The following is a 15,877-nucleotide window of genomic DNA, read 5'->3' on the forward strand; positions in this document are numbered from 1 at the left end:
GCTCATCGTTTTCCTCTCCACGTGGCCTCAGGCCACCGCGTACCGGTTGGCGGGACGGGGCAGGCCGAGCAACCCGCGCAGGGTGTCCGCCTCGTAGGCGGTGCGGAACGCACCGCGGCTCTGCAGTTCCGGGACCAGGCCGCCCGTGATCAGCGGCAGGTCGTGCGCGACACCGGCCGGACGCAGGCGCACACCGCTCAGCCCCGCCTCGTGCCACTCCTGCACGAGGTCGGCGAGCTGGACCGGGGTGCCCGTGAAGATCCGCGCGTCGCTGCGGAGCACGGCCCCGTCCAGGTCGTCGAGGCGGGCTCTGCGGGCGGCGGCCTCGCCACGGTCCTCGTCGAGGAAGACCAGCACATCGCCGAGGACGTGCACGGTGTCGTCCGCGCGGCCCGCGGCGGCCTGCTCGGCGCGGATCTCCCGCAGGATCGCGTCGATGTCCGTCCAGGTCTGCGGGGTGACGAAGCCGATGTCGGCGGAGCGGGCGACCAGCCGGTAGGCAACGGTCCGGTGGGCGAGCGCGCTGACGATCGGCTGGCCCTGCGGTGGCCGCGGCGTGATCGACGGTCCGCGGACGGCGAACTGCGCGCCTGTGAAGTCGATGTAGTGGAGCTTGTCCCGATCGATGAACCGCCCGGTGGCGACGTCGCGGATCTCCGCGTCGTCTTCCCAGCTGTCCCAGAGCCTGCGCAGGACCTCGACGTAGTCCGCGCCCTCGTCGAACAGCTCGGCGAGCGCGTCGTGCTCGAGCCGGACGGGCGGGAACCCCCTGCGGCCGAACAGCGCGGCCTCGTCCGGACGGGCCGAGACACGGACCCTGAGCCCGGCGCGGCCCGTGCTGACGTAGTCGAGGGTGGCGATCGCCTTGGAGAGGTGGAACGGCTCGGTGTGAGTGGCGACCGCGGTCGGGACGAGGCCGATGTGAGAGGTCAGCGGTGCGACCCTGGCCGCGACGAGCACCGCGTCGAGCCGCCCCCGGACGTGGTCCGTGCGTTCGTCCGGCCGGAACCGGTGATCGGACTGCAGGACGAGCGAGTCTTCGATCGTCACGAAGTCCAGCAGCCCGCGCTCGGCCTCCTGCACCAGGTCGGTCCAGTACGCGGCCGTGAGCAGCTCGGACGGCCGCGCGCCGGGTTCCCGCCAGGAGGCCGGGTGCCAGCCGGTGCCGTCGAGCGCAACGGCGAGATGCAGTGTGGACGGTGCCAAGGTGGTCATCGCTCCTCCGCGATGCGGCGCACCCACGAGCCGGCCGGAATGCCGCGGTCGTGCGACGCGCACTGGAACAAGGTCCTGGTCGTCGCCCACGGGCTCGATGAGCGGATGGGCGGAGCAGTCAGCTCCGACAGCTCGCGCTGGCCACCCGGAGGAGGTCGACGTGCAACCGGTGAGCCGCGCAGAAGGACAGGCGTGCGCGCACCACAGCCTCCGTCGCTCCCGGTGTAGGACTCCCGCACCCCGGCGTGCGGGTTGCGTGATGCCGAGCCGGGTGGTCCGACAATCCGGATGGTCGGCCAGTCATGGCCGTACAACGACTGTAAGTAGCTAGGCCCTGTGCTTTCAACCACGGGCCGTCCGCGTCACACGTGATCGATGGGGGCCGGCTCTCCGGGGAGACCAGGCTTGCCTCGACGTCGCGAGCCGCGCGTCGCACTCACCCGCCTCGGGTGTCGGCACCGGGCCGTCGGGCACTCACGATGGCGCCTGACCGTGCCGCACGAGCGGTGAGCCTGGCGGGGTGGCGGCCGCAGGCAGCGCTCTCCGACGCCTGGCAGGAGGACCCATGGTTCATCGGCATCTGTCGCGAAAGGACCCGGAGGCCGAGTCGGCCGTGGCACCGCCCTACAGCCATCGTCTCGACCTGGAGCCCATACCCAAGTACCGGCTGCCCGAACGAGGGGCCCGCCCGGAGGCGGCGTACCAGTTGATCCATGACGAGTTGCTGCTGGACGGCAGCTCGCGGCTGAACCTGGCCACGTTCGTGACGACCTGGATGGAACCCGAGGCCGACCGGCTGATGGCCGAGGCCTTCGACAAGAACATGATCGACAAGGACGAGTACCCGCAGACCGCCGAGATCGAGCGGCGCTGCGTGAACATGGTCGCGCACCTGTTCAACGCGCCGGAGGACGGCGACGCAGTCGGCACGTCGACCATCGGGTCCAGCGAGGCCGTCATGCTCGCCGGGATGGCGCTGAAGTGGCGGTGGCGGGCGCGCCGAGCCGCCGCCGGGCAGCCCACCGACCGGCCCAACCTGATCCTCGGGTCGAACGTCCAGGTCGTCTGGGAGAAGTTCTGCCGGTACTGGGACGTCGAGCCCCGCTACATCCCCATGCAGCACGGCCGGTATGTGATCACCCCTGACGAGGTGGTCGCGCGGATCGACGAGAACACCATCGGCGTCGTCGCCATCCTCGGCACTACCTACACCGGTGAGTTCGAGCCGATCCAGGAGATTCACGACGCCGTGGTCGCCCACAACGAGGCGACCGGTCAGGACGTCCCGGTGCACGTGGACGCCGCCAGCGGCGGTTTCGTCGCACCGTTCCTGCACCCCGACCTGGTCTGGGACTTCCGGTTGCCGATGGTCAAATCGATCAATGTCTCGGGGCACAAGTACGGGCTGGTCTATCCCGGGGTCGGCTTCGTCGTCTGGCGCGACCGGCGGGACCTGCCCGAGGACCTTGTCTTCCACGTGAACTACCTGGGTGGGGACATGCCGACGTTCACCCTGAACTTCTCGCGGCCCGGCAACCAGATCATCGGCCAGTACTACAACTTCCTGCGGCTGGGCAGCTCCGGCTACCGCACGGTGATGGAGTCGCTGCGCGACCTCGCCGTGCACACCTCGTCCCGGATCGCGGCGCTCGGGCCGTTCGAACTCATCAGCGACGGCAGCGCGATCCCGGTGTTCGCGTTCCGGCTTGCGGACTCCGCGCCCTACAGCGTCTTCGACGTCTCCGAACGGCTTCGGACCGGAGGCTGGCAGGTGCCCGCGTACACGATGCCCGACGCCGCCACCGATATCGCGGTCATGCGGGTAGTGGTGCGCGAAGGATTCAGCTACGACCTGGCCGAGGCCCTGGTCGGCGCCGTCGAGGGCGCCACCGACCACCTCGCAGCGGACCCACCCCGGACCACCGCCACCCAGGGCGGATTCAGCCACACCTGACGGCGTCAGGTCTGCCGGAAGGCAAGGCGCGCCCGGCGGTCGCACAGCCAGCGAGGCGAGGAGGTGGAGATGGCGTCATCCGGACCTGCCACCCCCGCGGCGTCTCCCGACCCCACGGAGCTCCTGCGCAGCCGCAGTTATGTACAGCTCCTCGGGCTGGCCGCAGTCGTCGGGATCCCGATCTCCGCGGCAGCCTACGGCTTCCTGGCGCTCGTCTCGGCGCTGCAACGGTGGCTGTTCCGGGACCTGCCACCCGCGCTGGGGCTCGGCCAGGCGCCGCTGTGGTGGCCGATCCCACCGCTGCTGATCGGTGCCGTGCTGGTCGCCGTCGTGATCCGTTACCTGCCTGGACGCGGTGGCCGTTCGCCCGCCGACGGCTTCCACGCCGGCGGTGCTCCCGACCCGCGGGAGCTGCCCGGCGTCCTGGCCGCCGCGTTCGCCACCCTGGTCTTCGGCGTCGTACTCGGGCCCGAGGCCCCGCTCATCGCCCTCGGCGGCGGGCTCGGGGTCTGCGCGGTCCGCCTGGTTCGCCGCGGAGCACCCGCGCAGACCGCTGCTGTGGTCGCCGCAGCGGGCAGCTTCTCGTCGGTGAGCACCTTGCTCGGCTCCCCGCTGTTGGGGGCGTTCCTGCTGATGGAGGCCTCCGGGCTCGGCGGAGCCATGCTCGGGGTGGTACTCGTCCCGGGATTGCTGGCCGCGGGCGTCGGCTCGCTGATCTTCATCGGACTGGACTCGCTGACCGGGCTCGGGACGTTCTCGCTGGCGCTGCCCGGCCTACCCCCGTTCGACCGGCCGACCGGCGCCGCGTTCGGCTGGGCGATCGCGATCGGAGTCGCGGCCGCCTTCACCGCCACCGGGATCCGCAGGCTGGCCTTGCTGCTGCGGCCGCACATCGAGCGGCGACTGCTGCTCCTGACGCCCGTGGCCGGTCTCGTCGTCGCGGGCTGCGCCGTGCTGTACACGGCAGTCACCGGCAAGAGCTGGTCGGATGTGCTGTTCTCCGGGCAGGACCAGCTCGGCCCGCTGCTCGGGAACCACGCCGGCTACACGGTGGGCAGCCTCCTGTTGCTTCTGGCCTGCAAGGGGCTGGCCTACGGCGTGTCGTTGAGCGCTTTCCGGGGCGGCCCGACGTTCCCCGCCATGTACATGGGAGCTGCGGCCGGCATCGCGTTGTCCCATCTGCCGGGTCTCCCGCTCGTCGCAGGGGTGGCCGTCGGCATCGGCGCCATGTGCGTGGCGATGTTGAGGCTCCCGCTGACGTCGGTTCTGCTGGCCACGCTGCTGCTCGGATCGGACGGGATCGCCGCGATGCCGCTGGTCATCGTCGCGGTTGTGGTCGCGCACGTGGTGACAGCCAGGCTCACTCCACCGGCACCGGCGGCGCCTCCCACAGGTGAACCTGCCGTGGACGGACCCGCCGCGGAGAGCGCGCCCGAACGGTCCGGATCCACCTGAACCGGGAATACCCGAGACATGGACGTGCGATCTTCCGTTATGAGCTCTGTATTCGCCGTGACCTGGGACTACCGCTGCCCGTTCGCGCGCAACGCGCACGAGCACATCCTCACCGGCCTGGCCGCCGGCGCCGACTGGGACGTCCGGTACCTGGCATTCTCGCTCGGCCAGGTGCACGTGGAGGAAGGCGAGCCCGACGTCTGGGACAGGTGGGAGGAGGACTCGGGACTGCTCGCGCTGCAGGCGGGTGTCGTCGTGCGCGACGAGTTCCCCGAGCGGTTCCCCGAGGTCCATCGCGCTCTCTTCGCGGTGCGCCACGACGAGGCCCGGCATCTGAACGACCGCGAGGTCGTGGCCCGCACCCTGACCGAGCACGGCGTCGCCGCTGACAAGGTGTTCGAGCGCATCGAGTCCGGGACGGCGATCGCGACGGTCCGTGCCGAGCACGAGGAGTTCGCGAAGTCGCACTCGGTGTGGGGCGTGCCGACGTTCGTCGCGGGCGACCAGGCGGTGTTCGTCCGGCTGATGGACAGGGCCCCGGCCGGCGCAGACCCCGCCGTCTCCGTACGGGCTGTGGAGCGGGTGGTGGACATGCTCACGGGCTGGCCCGAGCTGAACGAGTTCAAGCACACGTCGATCCCACGCTGACTGTCGCCGACCCGGGTGAGCCGGTGAGCTCGATCCGAGTGCGGCACCGATGAATTCTCGCTGCTTCGGTTGTCTCTTCAGCGGACCGGACGAGCAGCCCGACAGCGAGGAACGCACATGAGCGATCGATCGAGCCCCACCTTCGTCCTGATCCCGGGCGCGGGTGGAAGCGCCACCTACTGGTACCGGCTGGTCGAGGAGCTGCGTCAGCGGGGACGCGATGCCATCGCCGTGGGCCTGCCCGCCGCCGACGACTCGGCCGGGCTCGCGGAGTATGCCGACGCCGTGGTGGACGCCATCGGAGATCGGAACCGGATCGTCCTGGTGGCCCAGTCGATGGGCGGATTCACCGCCCCGCTCGTGTGCGAGCGGATGCCGGTCGAGCTGGTGGTGCTGCTCAACGCGATGGTGCCCGCGCTGGGCGAGTCACCAGGGCAGTGGTGGGAGAACACCGGGCAGCCCGCGGCCGCGGCTGCGTACGCGGCGAGCGAGGGGCGCCCGTCCGGGGGCGCGTTCGACCCGCTCGTCGAGTTCTTCCACGACGTCCCCGACGAGGTGCGGGCGGTCGTGTTCGCCGAGCCGGAGCCGGTGCAGTCGGGCGCCCCGTTCGAGAAGCCGTGGCCGCTCGAGAAGTGGCCGGACGTTCCGACCAGGTTTCTGCAGGGCCGTGACGACCGCTTCTTCCCGCTGGAGCTCCAGCGGCGGGTGGTGCGGGAGCGGCTCGGCATCGCCGTCGACGAGATGCCCGGCGGCCACCTCCTCGCCCTCAGCAGGCCCCGCGAGCTGGCCGACCGGCTGGAGGGATATCTGTCCTGAGATTTCCGGCCGAGCGTGTCGATCCCGGTGTTCCCCGGTTGTCGTAGTACCGACCGCTCGGAACGAAGGAGAAGACGATGCAGTACATGCTGATGATCTGCGGCACCGAGGGTGCGGAGCCCGAGCCCGGCTTCGACATGGCGGCGGCCACCGAGGCCTGGGTGTCCGAGATGGATGGCCGCGGGGTGCGGCTGCAGGGCAACCGGCTGCGTCCGGTCTCCGACGCCACGACCGTCCGGGTGCGCAACAACGAGGTGCTGATCTGCGACGGCCCGTTCGCCGAGACCAAGGAGCAGATGTTCGGCTTCGACCTGCTGGAGTGCGCCGACCTCGACGAGGCGATCGAGGTGGCCTCGAAGCACCCGGTGGCGCGCTACGGGATGATCGAGGTCAGGCCTTTCTGGCCGCTCGGAGCGGAATGACCGGCGGCGCCGAACCGGAGGCCGCCGTAGCGGAGGCGTTCCGCGTGGAGTGGGGCCGGGTCGTCGCCACGCTGATCCGGATGACGGGCGACTGGGATCTCGCCGAGGAGTGCACCCAGGATGCCATCGCGCAGGCGCTCGAACGCTGGCCGCGCGACGGCGTCCCCCGCAACCCAGGCGCCTGGCTCACCACCACGGCGCGGAACGCGGCGCGCAACCGGCTGCGTCGCTCCGCGATCGAGTCGGCCAAGCTGCGGGAGATCGCGATGGAACCGGCTGTCCCCGACGAACCTGGTGACGCCACCGCGGTGCAGGACGACCGGCTGCGGTTGATCTTCACTTGTTGCCACCCGGCCCTGCCCCTGGAGGGCCGGGTGGCGTTGACGCTGCGGACGTTAGCGGGGCTCACCACCGCGGAGATCGCGAGGGCGTTCCTCGTGCCGGAGCCGACGATGGCGCAGCGGCTCGTGCGCACCAAGCGCAAGATCCGCGACGCCGGAATCCCGTTCCGCGTGCCGCCGGATCATCTCCTGCCCGACCGCACGGCCGCCGTCCTCGGCGTGATCTACCTCCTGTTCAACGAGGGGTACGCCGCAGCGGCAGGCCCCGAGCTGATGCGCCACGACCTGTGCGCCGAGGCCATCCGCCTCGCCCGCACGCTGGCCCGGTTGATGCCGGACGACCCCGAGGTGCTCGGCCTCGCGGCGCTGCTGCTCCTGCAGCACTCCCGGCGCGCCGCCCGGCTGGACGCCGCAGGCGAACCGGTGCCCCTCGACGAGCAGGACCGCACCCGCTGGGACCGCCCCGCGATCGACGAAGGACTCGGGCTGCTCGACGCCGCACTCCGGCGCCGGCAGCCCGGGCCGTACCAGGTGCAGGCGGCGATCGCGGCCTGCCACGCCCGCGCCGACCACGCCGCCGACACCGACTGGCCGCAGATCGCGGCTCTCTACGGAAGGCTCGTCGAGCTGGTGCCGTCGCCGGTCGTGCGGCTCAACCGCGCCGTCGCCGTCGCGATGGCGGACGGCCCCGCCGCCGGCCTGGCGCTGGTGGACGAGCTGGCCGGCGAGCTGGCGGGCTACCGCCTCCTCCCGGCCACCCGAGCCGACCTCCTGAGGCGCCTGGGGAGGATCGAGGAGGCGGCGGAGGCGTACCAAGAGGCCCTGAGCCGAACGGAGAGCCCAAAGGAACGCCGCTTCCTGGAACGCCGCCTGACAGAGATGACCGGCTGACAGCGCCCGGGCGTCTTCGCAGACCACGTGCCCTCCTCGCAGATGCCGGGGCCCCTGCGAGGAGCACACAACCCCTGCGAAGACGTGTTTGGCGTCTTGTTTGTATTGGGCGAAACATCCCCTTCGCGTCCGAAGTGGCTTAGGCTCGCCGCTCTCACTGAGTGGAGTGGCGTGGCTACGGAATTCATCACGAAGAACGGCAAACCTGTACCGCTGAACAACGGCGGAGGAGGTGGAAAGGGTAAGGGTGGCGGGGCCGCGCTGGCTGTTGTCCTGGCGGTTGCTGTCGGGACTGGCGGGACGGCCGTGGGCGTGTCGGCTTCGGGTGGGAGCGTGAGTTCGGCGAGCGCTTCGAGTTCGTCGAGCGGGGCGCGGAGCAGCCAGGCACGTCAGCGGTCCTCGGTCAACGTGAGGCTGCGTCTGGAACAGCAGGGATTCCGCGTCGAATCCCGCTTCGACGGGAGCCCCGACTGCGTCGCCCGCTCTTACGGCGCGGTCCGCGAGTTCTTCCGCGACGAACCGTGCACAGGACTGTCGCGTGCACTGTTCGAGGTCCATGACCGGCGCAACAACGTCGTGCTCGTCGCCGTCGCGTGGGTCGAGATGCCCGACGCCGCCTCTGCCCGCCAGTTCCATGACCTGGTGGACAGGCACGGCACCGGCAACGTCACCGAGCTCTCCCGGGGGCAGGGGCGGTACCGGAACGTGCGGTTCTCCGGGGAGCACTACACGTCTCGCCGGGACGGGACGACGGTCGTGAATGTGCAGGCGCAACCCGTCGGACGGGCCGCCGTAGCCGCGGGTCTCATCGGGATCGTCGCGGACGCGGCGAGGTGAGATCGACACCAGCACGCTCCAGGACACGCCGGAGAGCGCTGGCGCCGATCTCACGGCAGGTCAGCGGCGCGCCGCCACCGCCTCCGCCAGTTCGTCGAGGAGGTTCGCCGTGGTGCCCCAGTCCAGGCAGGCGTCGGTGATGCTCTGCCCGCGGGTCATGTTCGGGCCGAGGTCCTGGCGGCCGGCGACGAGGAAGCTCTCCATCATCACGCCGACCACGCCCGGCTCGCCCGTGGCGATCCGGCCTGCGATGTCCCGCACCACCTCCGCCTGCCGGACGTGGTCCTTGCCGCTGTTGCCGTGGCTCGCGTCGATGATCACGCGCTCGGGCAGGTCGGCCGACCGCAGGCGGCCGAGGGCGGCTGCCACGGAGGCGGCGTCGTAGTTCGGGCCGGGGGAGCCGCCGCGCAGGATGACGTGGCAGTCGGGGTTGCCGGTCGTCGTGATCAGGGCGGCGAGGCCGTCGCGGTTGATCCCCATGAAGACGTGGCTCGCGGCGGCGGCGCGGATGCCGTCCACCGCGGCCTGGACGTCGCCTTCGGTGGAGTTCTTGATGCCCACCGGCATCGACAGCGCGCTGCACAGCTGGCGGTGCACCTGGCTCGCTGCCGTGCGGGCGCCGATCGCGCCCCAGCTCACGACGTCGGCGAGGAACTGCGGGGTGATCGGGTCGAGGAACTCGCACCCGACGGGGAGGCCGAGCGCCGAGACGTCGAGCAGCAGCCGCCGTGCAGTGCGCAGGCCGGTGTTCACGTCGAACGTCTCGTCCAGGCCCGGGTCGTTGATCAGGCCCTTCCACCCGACGGTCGTGCGCGGCTTCTCGAAGTAGGCGCGCATCACGACGCGCAGCTCGCCGGAGACCTTCTCGGTGTGCTCGGCGAGGAGGTGGGCGTAGTCGAGCGCGGCCTCGGGGTCGTGGATCGAGCACGGGCCCACGACGACGATCAGGCGGTCGTCGCGGCCGTCGAGGATGTCGACGACCTCGGCCCGACTTCGTGTCACCGTCTCGGCCACGGCGTCGTCGATCGGGAGTTCGTGACGCAGCAGGGACGGGGACAGCAGCGGGCTGATGTGGGCGGTGCGATGCTCGTCCAGGGCGGGGACGGCGGTGAGGGGCATGACGTGGGCGCTCTCTCTCAGGCGAACCGCCCCGCCGAGATCTCGCGCCGAGCCGGTTCGTCGTCCGGCTCGTGGGGAAAAGGTCAGCGCAGCGGTTCGCGCGCCGACCCGTCACGGGCCGGAGCGGTAAACCAGTACTGGCGCTGCACGGGCGCGACTCTAGCCGATCGGCTCAGGCATGCGCTCCACCCGGTAGGCGAGTTCGAGCGTGCTGCCGTTGCGCGGGTCGGCGAGCTCCACCCGCCAGCGGTCGGCGAACTGGTCGACGCCAGGCAGCATCGCCACGGTCCCGGACAGGAGCACCGTGCCGGGCACCAGGAGTTCGGCCAGCGCGTCGAGCCAGTACCGCGGCGCCAGCAGAGCGGCGAGCTTCGCGTCCTGGATCAGCTGCTCGGCACCGTCCTCCTTCGCCACCCACGCCCGCAGATGCAGCTCGTCGAGATGGTCCTCGATGTCGACGAGCCGCCACGCGCCGCGGCCCAGCACGTCGAGTCCGGCGTTCTTGCTCCACGCGACGCCGTGCACCTCGAGCTCCCGGTCGGTGTGGTCGCACGCGACGGTGAGCAGCAGGTCCTCCGGCGCCGGACCCGCGACGACGAGCGCCCACTCGGCCTCGCCGGACGTCCGCCCGTGCTGCACGGGCACCCCGCCGACCTGCGCGGCGAGGTAGGGCGCCACCGGATACATGGCGGGCGTGACCGCCGGAGCAGGAACCCCGAGCTCCGCCAGCTCGGCGACATGAGCCGCGACCTCCTCCTGCTCACGGCCCGCGTACCCGGCGTTGAGCAGCCGGGTGACGGTGACAGGAACAGCGGTTCCGTCGGGCAGGTCGAAAACGAGGTCGCTCATCGAAGATCCTCAGAAGGCTTGCGCATGCCGCTTGTATACAGCAAGTATTGCGGCTCCCGCGACCGTGTCGCCCGTCACCGTCCCCACGGACAGGAGAACCCCATGCCCGATCCGAGGCCAGGGTCACAAGCACCCGAGGTCGACCGGCGCTCGCTGGCGAAGGCCTTCATCGCGAGCCTCACCGGCACGTCCCTGGAGTGGTACGACTTCGCGGTCTACTCCGCCGCCGCGGCCCTGGTGTTCCCGCAGCTGTTCTTTCCCGGCTCCGACCCGCTCACCGGCACGCTCCTGGCGTTCTCGACGTACGCGGTGGGCTACGTCTCGCGCCCCCTCGGCGGCTTCGTGTTCGGCCGCCTCGGCGACGTCATCGGGCGCAAGCAGGTGCTCGTGCTGACCCTGCTGTTGATCGGGGCCGCCACGTTCCTGATCGGGCTCTTGCCGACCTACGCCACGATCGGAGCCGCCGCGCCGATCATCCTGGTGCTGCTGCGGTTCGCCCAGGGCGTCGGCGTCGGCGGCGAGTGGGGCGGCGCGGTGTTGCTCTCCAGCGAGTTCGGAGATCCGCGCAGGCGGGGGTTCTGGTCCTCGGCCGCCCAGATCGGGCCGCCCGCGGGCAACCTGATGTCGAACGGCGTCCTCGCCCTGCTCACCGTCTCGATGTCCGACGAGGCCTTCCTCTCGTGGGGCTGGCGGATCGCGTTCCTGCTGTCCGCGGTACTCGTCGCCTTCGGCCTGTGGATCCGGCTCAAGCTGGAGGACACCCCGGTCTTCCGTGCCATCAAGGAGCGCGGTGACCAGCCCGCGGCCCCGATCGGCGACGTCTTCCGCACCCAGGGACGCCCGCTGCTCGCCGGCGTGCTCAGCAGGATCGGTCCGGACGTCAGCTACGCCCTCTTCACCGTATTCGTGATCACCTACGCCACGACCGTGCTCGGCATGAGCCGCGGCTCGGTGCTGACCGCGATCCTCATCGGCTCCGCGTGCCAGCTCGCGACGATCCCGCTGGCGGGCGCGATCTCCGACCGCGTCAACCGCAGGCTCGTCTACGGCATCGCTGCCGCGGGGGCGGCCGTCTGGCCGTTCGTGTTCTTCCCCGCCATCGGCGGGGGATCCGAGCTGCTGTTGATCATCGGCGTCGTCGTCGGCCTTGCGCTGCACTCGTTCATGTACGGGCCGCAGGCCGCGTTCATCACCGAACAGTTCTCCGTCCGGCTGCGGTACACGGGCAGCTCGCTCGCGTACACGATCGCCGGGGTGTTCGGCGGTGCCGTCGCGCCGCTCGTGTTCACGGCCCTGCTGAGCAGCTGGGGGACGTGGGTGCCGGTGGCCGTCTACGTGCTGGTGGCGTCGCTGCTCACCCTGGCCGGGCTGGCCATGGGCCGCGATCCCGACCGGGCGGAGGAGGAGGCCTACCTCGTCACGCCTCCAGGAAGAGTTGCAACGTGATCTGCAGGTGGTCCTCGATCGCCGCGTGGGCGGCCGTCTCGTCGCCGGACTCGAGCGCGTCCAGGATCTGACGGTGCTCCACGCACACCGCATGCTGCCGGTCGGTGGCCCGGAACAGGGCCGCCACCCCGACCCGCATCTGACGGGTGCGCAGGCCCGCGTAGGTGCGTGCGATCAGGTCGTTGCGGGTGGCGTCGACGAGCGACTGGTGGAAGCGCCGGTCCCACTCGATGAACACCTTCGCGGTGTCGGCATCGATGGGGTCGACGAGCTGCTCCTGCTCCGCCAGTGCCTCGCGCATGGCGGCGAGCGGCACCGTCCCCGTGGCGAGTGTGACGGACGCGGCATGCCGTTCCAGCAGGGCGCGGAGCTCCATCAGCTCCTTGATCTGCCGCCCGGACAGCGGAGGCACGTACGCTCCGCGTTTGGGCACCATCTCGACCAGGCCCTCGGCGACGAGCAGCAGCAGGGCCTCGCGCACCGGCGTGCGCGAAACGCCGACGGCCTGGGCGAGCCCTACCTCGTTGAGGAAGGTTCCTTGCACCGCCGGATCGACCAGCACCGTCTCCCGCAGGTAGCGGTAGGCGCGTTCGCGCCCCGACTCGAGGGACGCCGACGCAGCTTGCATGCAACATGTATACATTAATTGGAGGTTCCCTGTGCGCATTGCGCTCGCCCAGATCCTGTCGACACCCGATCCGGCGCACAATCTCGGCCTGATCGAGGACGGCACTCGCCAGGCGGAGGAGGAGGGGGCCGACCTCGTCGTCTTCCCTGAAGCCTCCATGTGCTGCTTCGGCGTGTCGCTCGGCCCGATCGCCGAGCCGCTGGACGGTCCGTGGGCCGAGCGGGTGCGGGCGATCGCCGCCGACTCCGCCATCACCGTCGTCGCGGGAATGTTCACCCCCGCCGACGACGGCCGCGTCTTCAACACGCTGATCGCCACCGGCAACGGCGTCGAGGCCTCCTACGACAAGATCCACCTGTACGACGCGTTCGGGTTCGCCGAGTCGCGCACCGTCGCTCCCGGCACGAAGCCCGTGAGCATCACCGTCGACGGCGTGACCGTCGGCCTCGCCACCTGCTACGACCTGCGATTCCCTGGGCTCTTCCAGGAGCTCGCCAGCAGTGGCGCCTCGGTGATCGTCGTGCCGGCGTCGTGGGGTGCGGGTCCCGGCAAGCGCGAGCAGTGGGACCTGCTGGTCCGGGCCAGGGCCCTCGACAGCACCGCGTTCGTCGTCGCGTGCGACCAGGCCGACCCGGCCACCGCGGGACGCGACCCGGGCAGCGCCCCGACGGGGATCGGGGCGAGCCTCGCGGCCGGTCCTCTCGGAGCGGTCGTCGACCAGATCGGTGCCGAGCCCGGCCTGCTGGTCGCGGACCTCGACATCGAGCAGGTGCATCAGGCCCGGCGCACCGTGCCGGTGCTGGCCAACCGCCGATTCTGACGGCGGGTCTCAGTCGGCGAGCTTGGCCGCGTGGTCGGGGACCTCGCGGAACAGCTCGCGCGGCGGACGCCGGTAGCCGCGCACCGGTGGCCGGTCCGGGAACTCGAGGTCGCGCGAGGGTACCGGCTGCCACGGGACGCTCCCGAGCAGGTGCGCGATCATGTTGATCCGCGCGCGGCGCTTGTCCTCGGCCTCCACCACCAGCCACGGCGCGGCGGCGACGTCGGTGTGGGCGAACATCTCGTCCTTCGCCTGGGAGTACTCCGACCACCGGGTGACCGACTCGAGGTCCATGGGCGAGAGCTTCCACTGCTTCATCGGATCCTCCATCCGGCCACGGAAGCGGCGTTCCTGCTCCGAGTCGCTGACGGAGAACCAGTACTTGCGCAGGAGGATCCCGTCCTCGACGAGGAGCTGCTCGAACACGGGGCACTGACGCAGGAAGCGGGTGTACTCCTCGGGAGTGCAGAAGCCCATCACGCGCTCGACGCCTGCGCGGTTGTACCAACTGCGGTCGAGCAGCACGATCTCCCCGGCTGCGGGCAGGTGCTCGATGTAGCGCTGGAAGTACCACTGCGTGCGCTCGCGTTCGGACGGCGCCGGCAGGGCGACGATGCGGCAGATCCGCGGGTTGAGGAACTCGGTCACCCGCTTGATCGCCCCGCCCTTGCCGGCGGCGTCACGCCCCTCGAAGACCACGACGAGCCGGGCGCCGCTGGTGCGGATCCACTCCTGCATCTGCACCAGCTCACCCTGCAGACGTAGCAGTTCCTTCTCGTACGGTTTGCGAGGAAGGCGCGTCATCAGGGCATGGTGCCAGGTCGCGGACCTCAGTGCGAAGCGCTGAGCACCCCATCGAGCAGTCCGGGGTAACGCGCGTCGAGGTCGTCACGGCGCAAGGTGGTGATCCTCCGCGTGGCCTCCGCGCGCATGCTGATCACGCCGGCGTCGCGCAGGATCCGCAGGTGATGGGTGCGGGTGGACTTCGTGACGGGTAGCGGGATGGCGCCGCAGGCGACGCCTTCGGGTGCGGCGGCGAGCGCGCGCACGAGCGTCAGCCGCACGGGGTCGCCGAGTGCCTGCAACACCTGCTCGATCCGGATCTCGCTGCGCGAGGGTTGCGGGAGGAGGGCGTGCTCGACGGTGGGCATGTGGGAATAGTACGACGAGTCTCGTAGTTCGATGAGCTTCGTAGTACGTTCCTCGTCGAACTATCCGCTTGTCGGGAAGGCCCGCTAGATGTCCGCACGTACTTACCTGCTCGCTGCCGGGGCGTTCGCCGTCGGCACGAGTGCCTACGTCGTCTCGGGTGTGCTGCCCACCGTCAGCGGGGAGCTCGGCGTCTCGCTCTCCGCCGCCGGCCAGCTCGCCACCGCCTTCGCGCTCGCGTACGCCGTCGGAGCCCCGTTGCTCGCCACCGTCACCGCGCGCTGGGACCGCCGCACGGTGCTGCTCGCTGCTCTCGTCGTGGCCGCGGTCGGCAACGGGCTCTCCGCCCTGGCCACCACGTACCCGGTGCTGATCGTCGGCCGGATCATCGCCGCGCTCGGCGCGGCTGCCTACACGCCGGCCGCCACTCTCGTCGCCACCGCGCTGCTCCCGCCCGCCCAGCGCGCCCGTGCCGTCGCACTCGTGTTCGGTGGCCTGACGCTGGCGCTCGCCATCGGCGTTCCGGCGGGGGATCTGCTCGGCTCCAGCATCGGCTACGCCGGTGTGTTCGGAGCGGTGGCCGTGGTCAGCACGCTGGTCGCCGCCGCCGTGCCGTTCTGCCTGCCCCGGATCGCGCCACCGCAGGCGGTGCCGCTGCGCGAGCGCTTCGCCGTCGCCGCCGACCGGCGCGTTCTGACCGTGCTCGCGATGACCGTGATCGGCGTGCTGTCCGCCATGGTCGTCTTCATCTACGTGACGCCGCTGCTGAACGCCACAGCTGGCATCCACGGCGCCACGATCGCGCTCCTGCTGCTCGTGTACGGCGTCGGGGCGATGGTCGGCAACACGTGGGGCGGTCGTGCCGCCGACCGGTTCGGCACCGTGCCCACGCTCTTCACGGTGCTCGCCGGGATCGGCGTCACGGTCACGGTGCTGTCGCTCACGGCGAGCACCGTGGTGGGCGCCGCCGTGGTTCTCGCCCTGTGGGGCGTGTTCTGCTGGGCCTTCAACCCGCCGGTGCAGTCGCTGCTGCTCGAGCTCGCGCCCACCGGCGGCCTGGTGTTGTCGCTCAACGCCTCGGCGATCTACCTCGGCACCGCTCTCGCCGGCGTGGTCGGCGGCACCGTGATCGGCATGGGCGGCATGCTGCTGCTGCCGTTGGTGGCCGCCGCTCTCGTGCTCGTCGTGATCGTCCTGCTGCTGACGCTGCAGCTCGGCCGCCGACGCGCCGTGGCCGAGACGGAACGGGTGCCCGCCTGCGCGGGGCTGGCCACGGCCGAATAGCGG

Annotated in this window: 16 protein-coding genes; 10 read left to right on the forward strand and 6 right to left on the reverse strand. The window is 70.9% G+C overall.

Annotation, left to right across the window (positions count from 1 at the left end):
• Positions 1–27: 27 nt before the first annotated feature.
• The gene (locus ACQPZQ_RS05020; protein WP_433292500.1) at positions 28–1,215 is read right to left on the reverse strand and encodes an LLM class flavin-dependent oxidoreductase; all 1,188 of its coding nucleotides are present in this window, start codon (positions 1,213–1,215) and stop codon (positions 28–30) included.
• Positions 1,216–1,780: 565 nt separating this feature from the next.
• Here ACQPZQ_RS05020 and ACQPZQ_RS05025 point away from each other — a divergent pair.
• The 7 genes from ACQPZQ_RS05025 to ACQPZQ_RS05055 all read left to right on the forward strand — a co-directional run bounded on the left by ACQPZQ_RS05025 (position 1,781) and on the right by ACQPZQ_RS05055 (position 8,579).
• Positions 1,781–3,169 carry a glutamate decarboxylase gene (locus ACQPZQ_RS05025; protein WP_433292502.1) on the forward strand — a complete coding sequence of 463 codons (1,389 nt, stop codon included), beginning with the start codon at positions 1,781–1,783 and terminating at the stop codon, positions 3,167–3,169.
• 69 nt (positions 3,170–3,238) lie between these two features.
• A complete protein-coding gene (locus ACQPZQ_RS05030) occupies positions 3,239–4,624 on the forward strand; it encodes a chloride channel protein (RefSeq protein ID WP_433292504.1) in 1,386 nt (461 codons plus the stop codon).
• 39 nt (positions 4,625–4,663) lie between these two features.
• Positions 4,664–5,272 (forward strand): DsbA family oxidoreductase, encoded by a 609-nt coding sequence (locus ACQPZQ_RS05035; protein ID WP_433292506.1) that lies wholly within the window; start codon positions 4,664–4,666, stop codon positions 5,270–5,272.
• A gap of 117 nt (positions 5,273–5,389) precedes the next feature.
• Entirely contained in the window at positions 5,390–6,088 is a 699-nt protein-coding gene (locus tag ACQPZQ_RS05040; protein ID WP_433292508.1) for an alpha/beta fold hydrolase, read from the forward strand.
• Positions 6,089–6,165: 77 nt separating this feature from the next.
• Positions 6,166–6,510 carry a YciI family protein gene (locus ACQPZQ_RS05045; RefSeq protein WP_433292510.1) on the forward strand — a complete coding sequence of 115 codons (345 nt, stop codon included), beginning with the start codon at positions 6,166–6,168 and terminating at the stop codon, positions 6,508–6,510.
• On the forward strand, positions 6,507–7,742 hold the full coding sequence (locus ACQPZQ_RS05050) for an RNA polymerase sigma factor (protein ID WP_433292512.1): 1,236 nt from the start codon (positions 6,507–6,509) through the stop codon (positions 7,740–7,742). Before ACQPZQ_RS05045 ends, ACQPZQ_RS05050 begins: the two co-directional genes overlap by 4 nt.
• A gap of 408 nt (positions 7,743–8,150) precedes the next feature.
• The gene (locus ACQPZQ_RS05055; protein WP_433292514.1) at positions 8,151–8,579 is read left to right on the forward strand and encodes a hypothetical protein; all 429 of its coding nucleotides are present in this window, start codon (positions 8,151–8,153) and stop codon (positions 8,577–8,579) included.
• A 60-nt stretch (positions 8,580–8,639) separates the two neighbouring features.
• Here ACQPZQ_RS05055 and ACQPZQ_RS05060 read toward each other — a convergent pair whose 3' ends face one another.
• On the reverse strand, positions 8,640–9,698 hold the full coding sequence (locus tag ACQPZQ_RS05060) for a 3-deoxy-7-phosphoheptulonate synthase (protein ID WP_241038798.1): 1,059 nt from the start codon (positions 9,696–9,698) through the stop codon (positions 8,640–8,642).
• A gap of 159 nt (positions 9,699–9,857) precedes the next feature.
• Positions 9,858–10,547 (reverse strand): DUF2848 domain-containing protein, encoded by a 690-nt coding sequence (locus ACQPZQ_RS05065; protein WP_433292516.1) that lies wholly within the window; start codon positions 10,545–10,547, stop codon positions 9,858–9,860.
• 102 nt (positions 10,548–10,649) lie between these two features.
• On the opposite strand from ACQPZQ_RS05065, the gene ACQPZQ_RS05070 reads away from it, so the two are divergent.
• Positions 10,650–11,993 carry an MFS transporter gene (locus tag ACQPZQ_RS05070; protein WP_433292518.1) on the forward strand — a complete coding sequence of 448 codons (1,344 nt, stop codon included), beginning with the start codon at positions 10,650–10,652 and terminating at the stop codon, positions 11,991–11,993.
• On the opposite strand, the gene ACQPZQ_RS05075 is transcribed toward ACQPZQ_RS05070, so the two are convergent.
• Positions 11,965–12,621, reverse strand: a complete 657-nt coding sequence (locus ACQPZQ_RS05075; protein WP_433292520.1) for a GntR family transcriptional regulator — start codon at positions 12,619–12,621, stop codon at positions 11,965–11,967. The two genes, ACQPZQ_RS05070 and ACQPZQ_RS05075, sit on opposite strands and share 29 nt — an antisense overlap.
• A gap of 31 nt (positions 12,622–12,652) precedes the next feature.
• Here ACQPZQ_RS05075 and ACQPZQ_RS05080 point away from each other — a divergent pair, with 31 nt between their 5' ends.
• Complete coding sequence (locus ACQPZQ_RS05080; RefSeq protein WP_433292522.1) at positions 12,653–13,441, forward strand: carbon-nitrogen hydrolase family protein; 789 nt, start codon at positions 12,653–12,655, stop codon at positions 13,439–13,441.
• 9 nt (positions 13,442–13,450) lie between these two features.
• Here ACQPZQ_RS05080 and ppk2 read toward each other — a convergent pair whose 3' ends face one another.
• Both ppk2 and ACQPZQ_RS05090 read right to left on the reverse strand, forming a co-directional pair.
• On the reverse strand, positions 13,451–14,245 hold the full coding sequence (gene ppk2, locus ACQPZQ_RS05085; RefSeq protein WP_433292524.1) for a polyphosphate kinase 2: 795 nt from the start codon (positions 14,243–14,245) through the stop codon (positions 13,451–13,453).
• A 26-nt stretch (positions 14,246–14,271) separates the two neighbouring features.
• Positions 14,272–14,592: an ArsR/SmtB family transcription factor gene (locus ACQPZQ_RS05090; RefSeq protein WP_433292526.1), complete on the reverse strand. Its 321-nt coding sequence runs from the start codon at positions 14,590–14,592 to the stop codon at positions 14,272–14,274.
• Positions 14,593–14,680: 88 nt separating this feature from the next.
• Here ACQPZQ_RS05090 and ACQPZQ_RS05095 point away from each other — a divergent pair, with 88 nt between their 5' ends.
• On the forward strand, positions 14,681–15,874 hold the full coding sequence (locus tag ACQPZQ_RS05095) for an MFS transporter (protein ID WP_433292528.1): 1,194 nt from the start codon (positions 14,681–14,683) through the stop codon (positions 15,872–15,874).
• Positions 15,875–15,877 lie beyond the last annotated feature (3 nt).

Origin of the sequence: Pseudonocardia sp. CA-142604, from assembly GCF_050948475.1 — a bacterium.
Taxonomy (GTDB): domain Bacteria; phylum Actinomycetota; class Actinomycetes; order Mycobacteriales; family Pseudonocardiaceae; genus Pseudonocardia; species Pseudonocardia alaniniphila.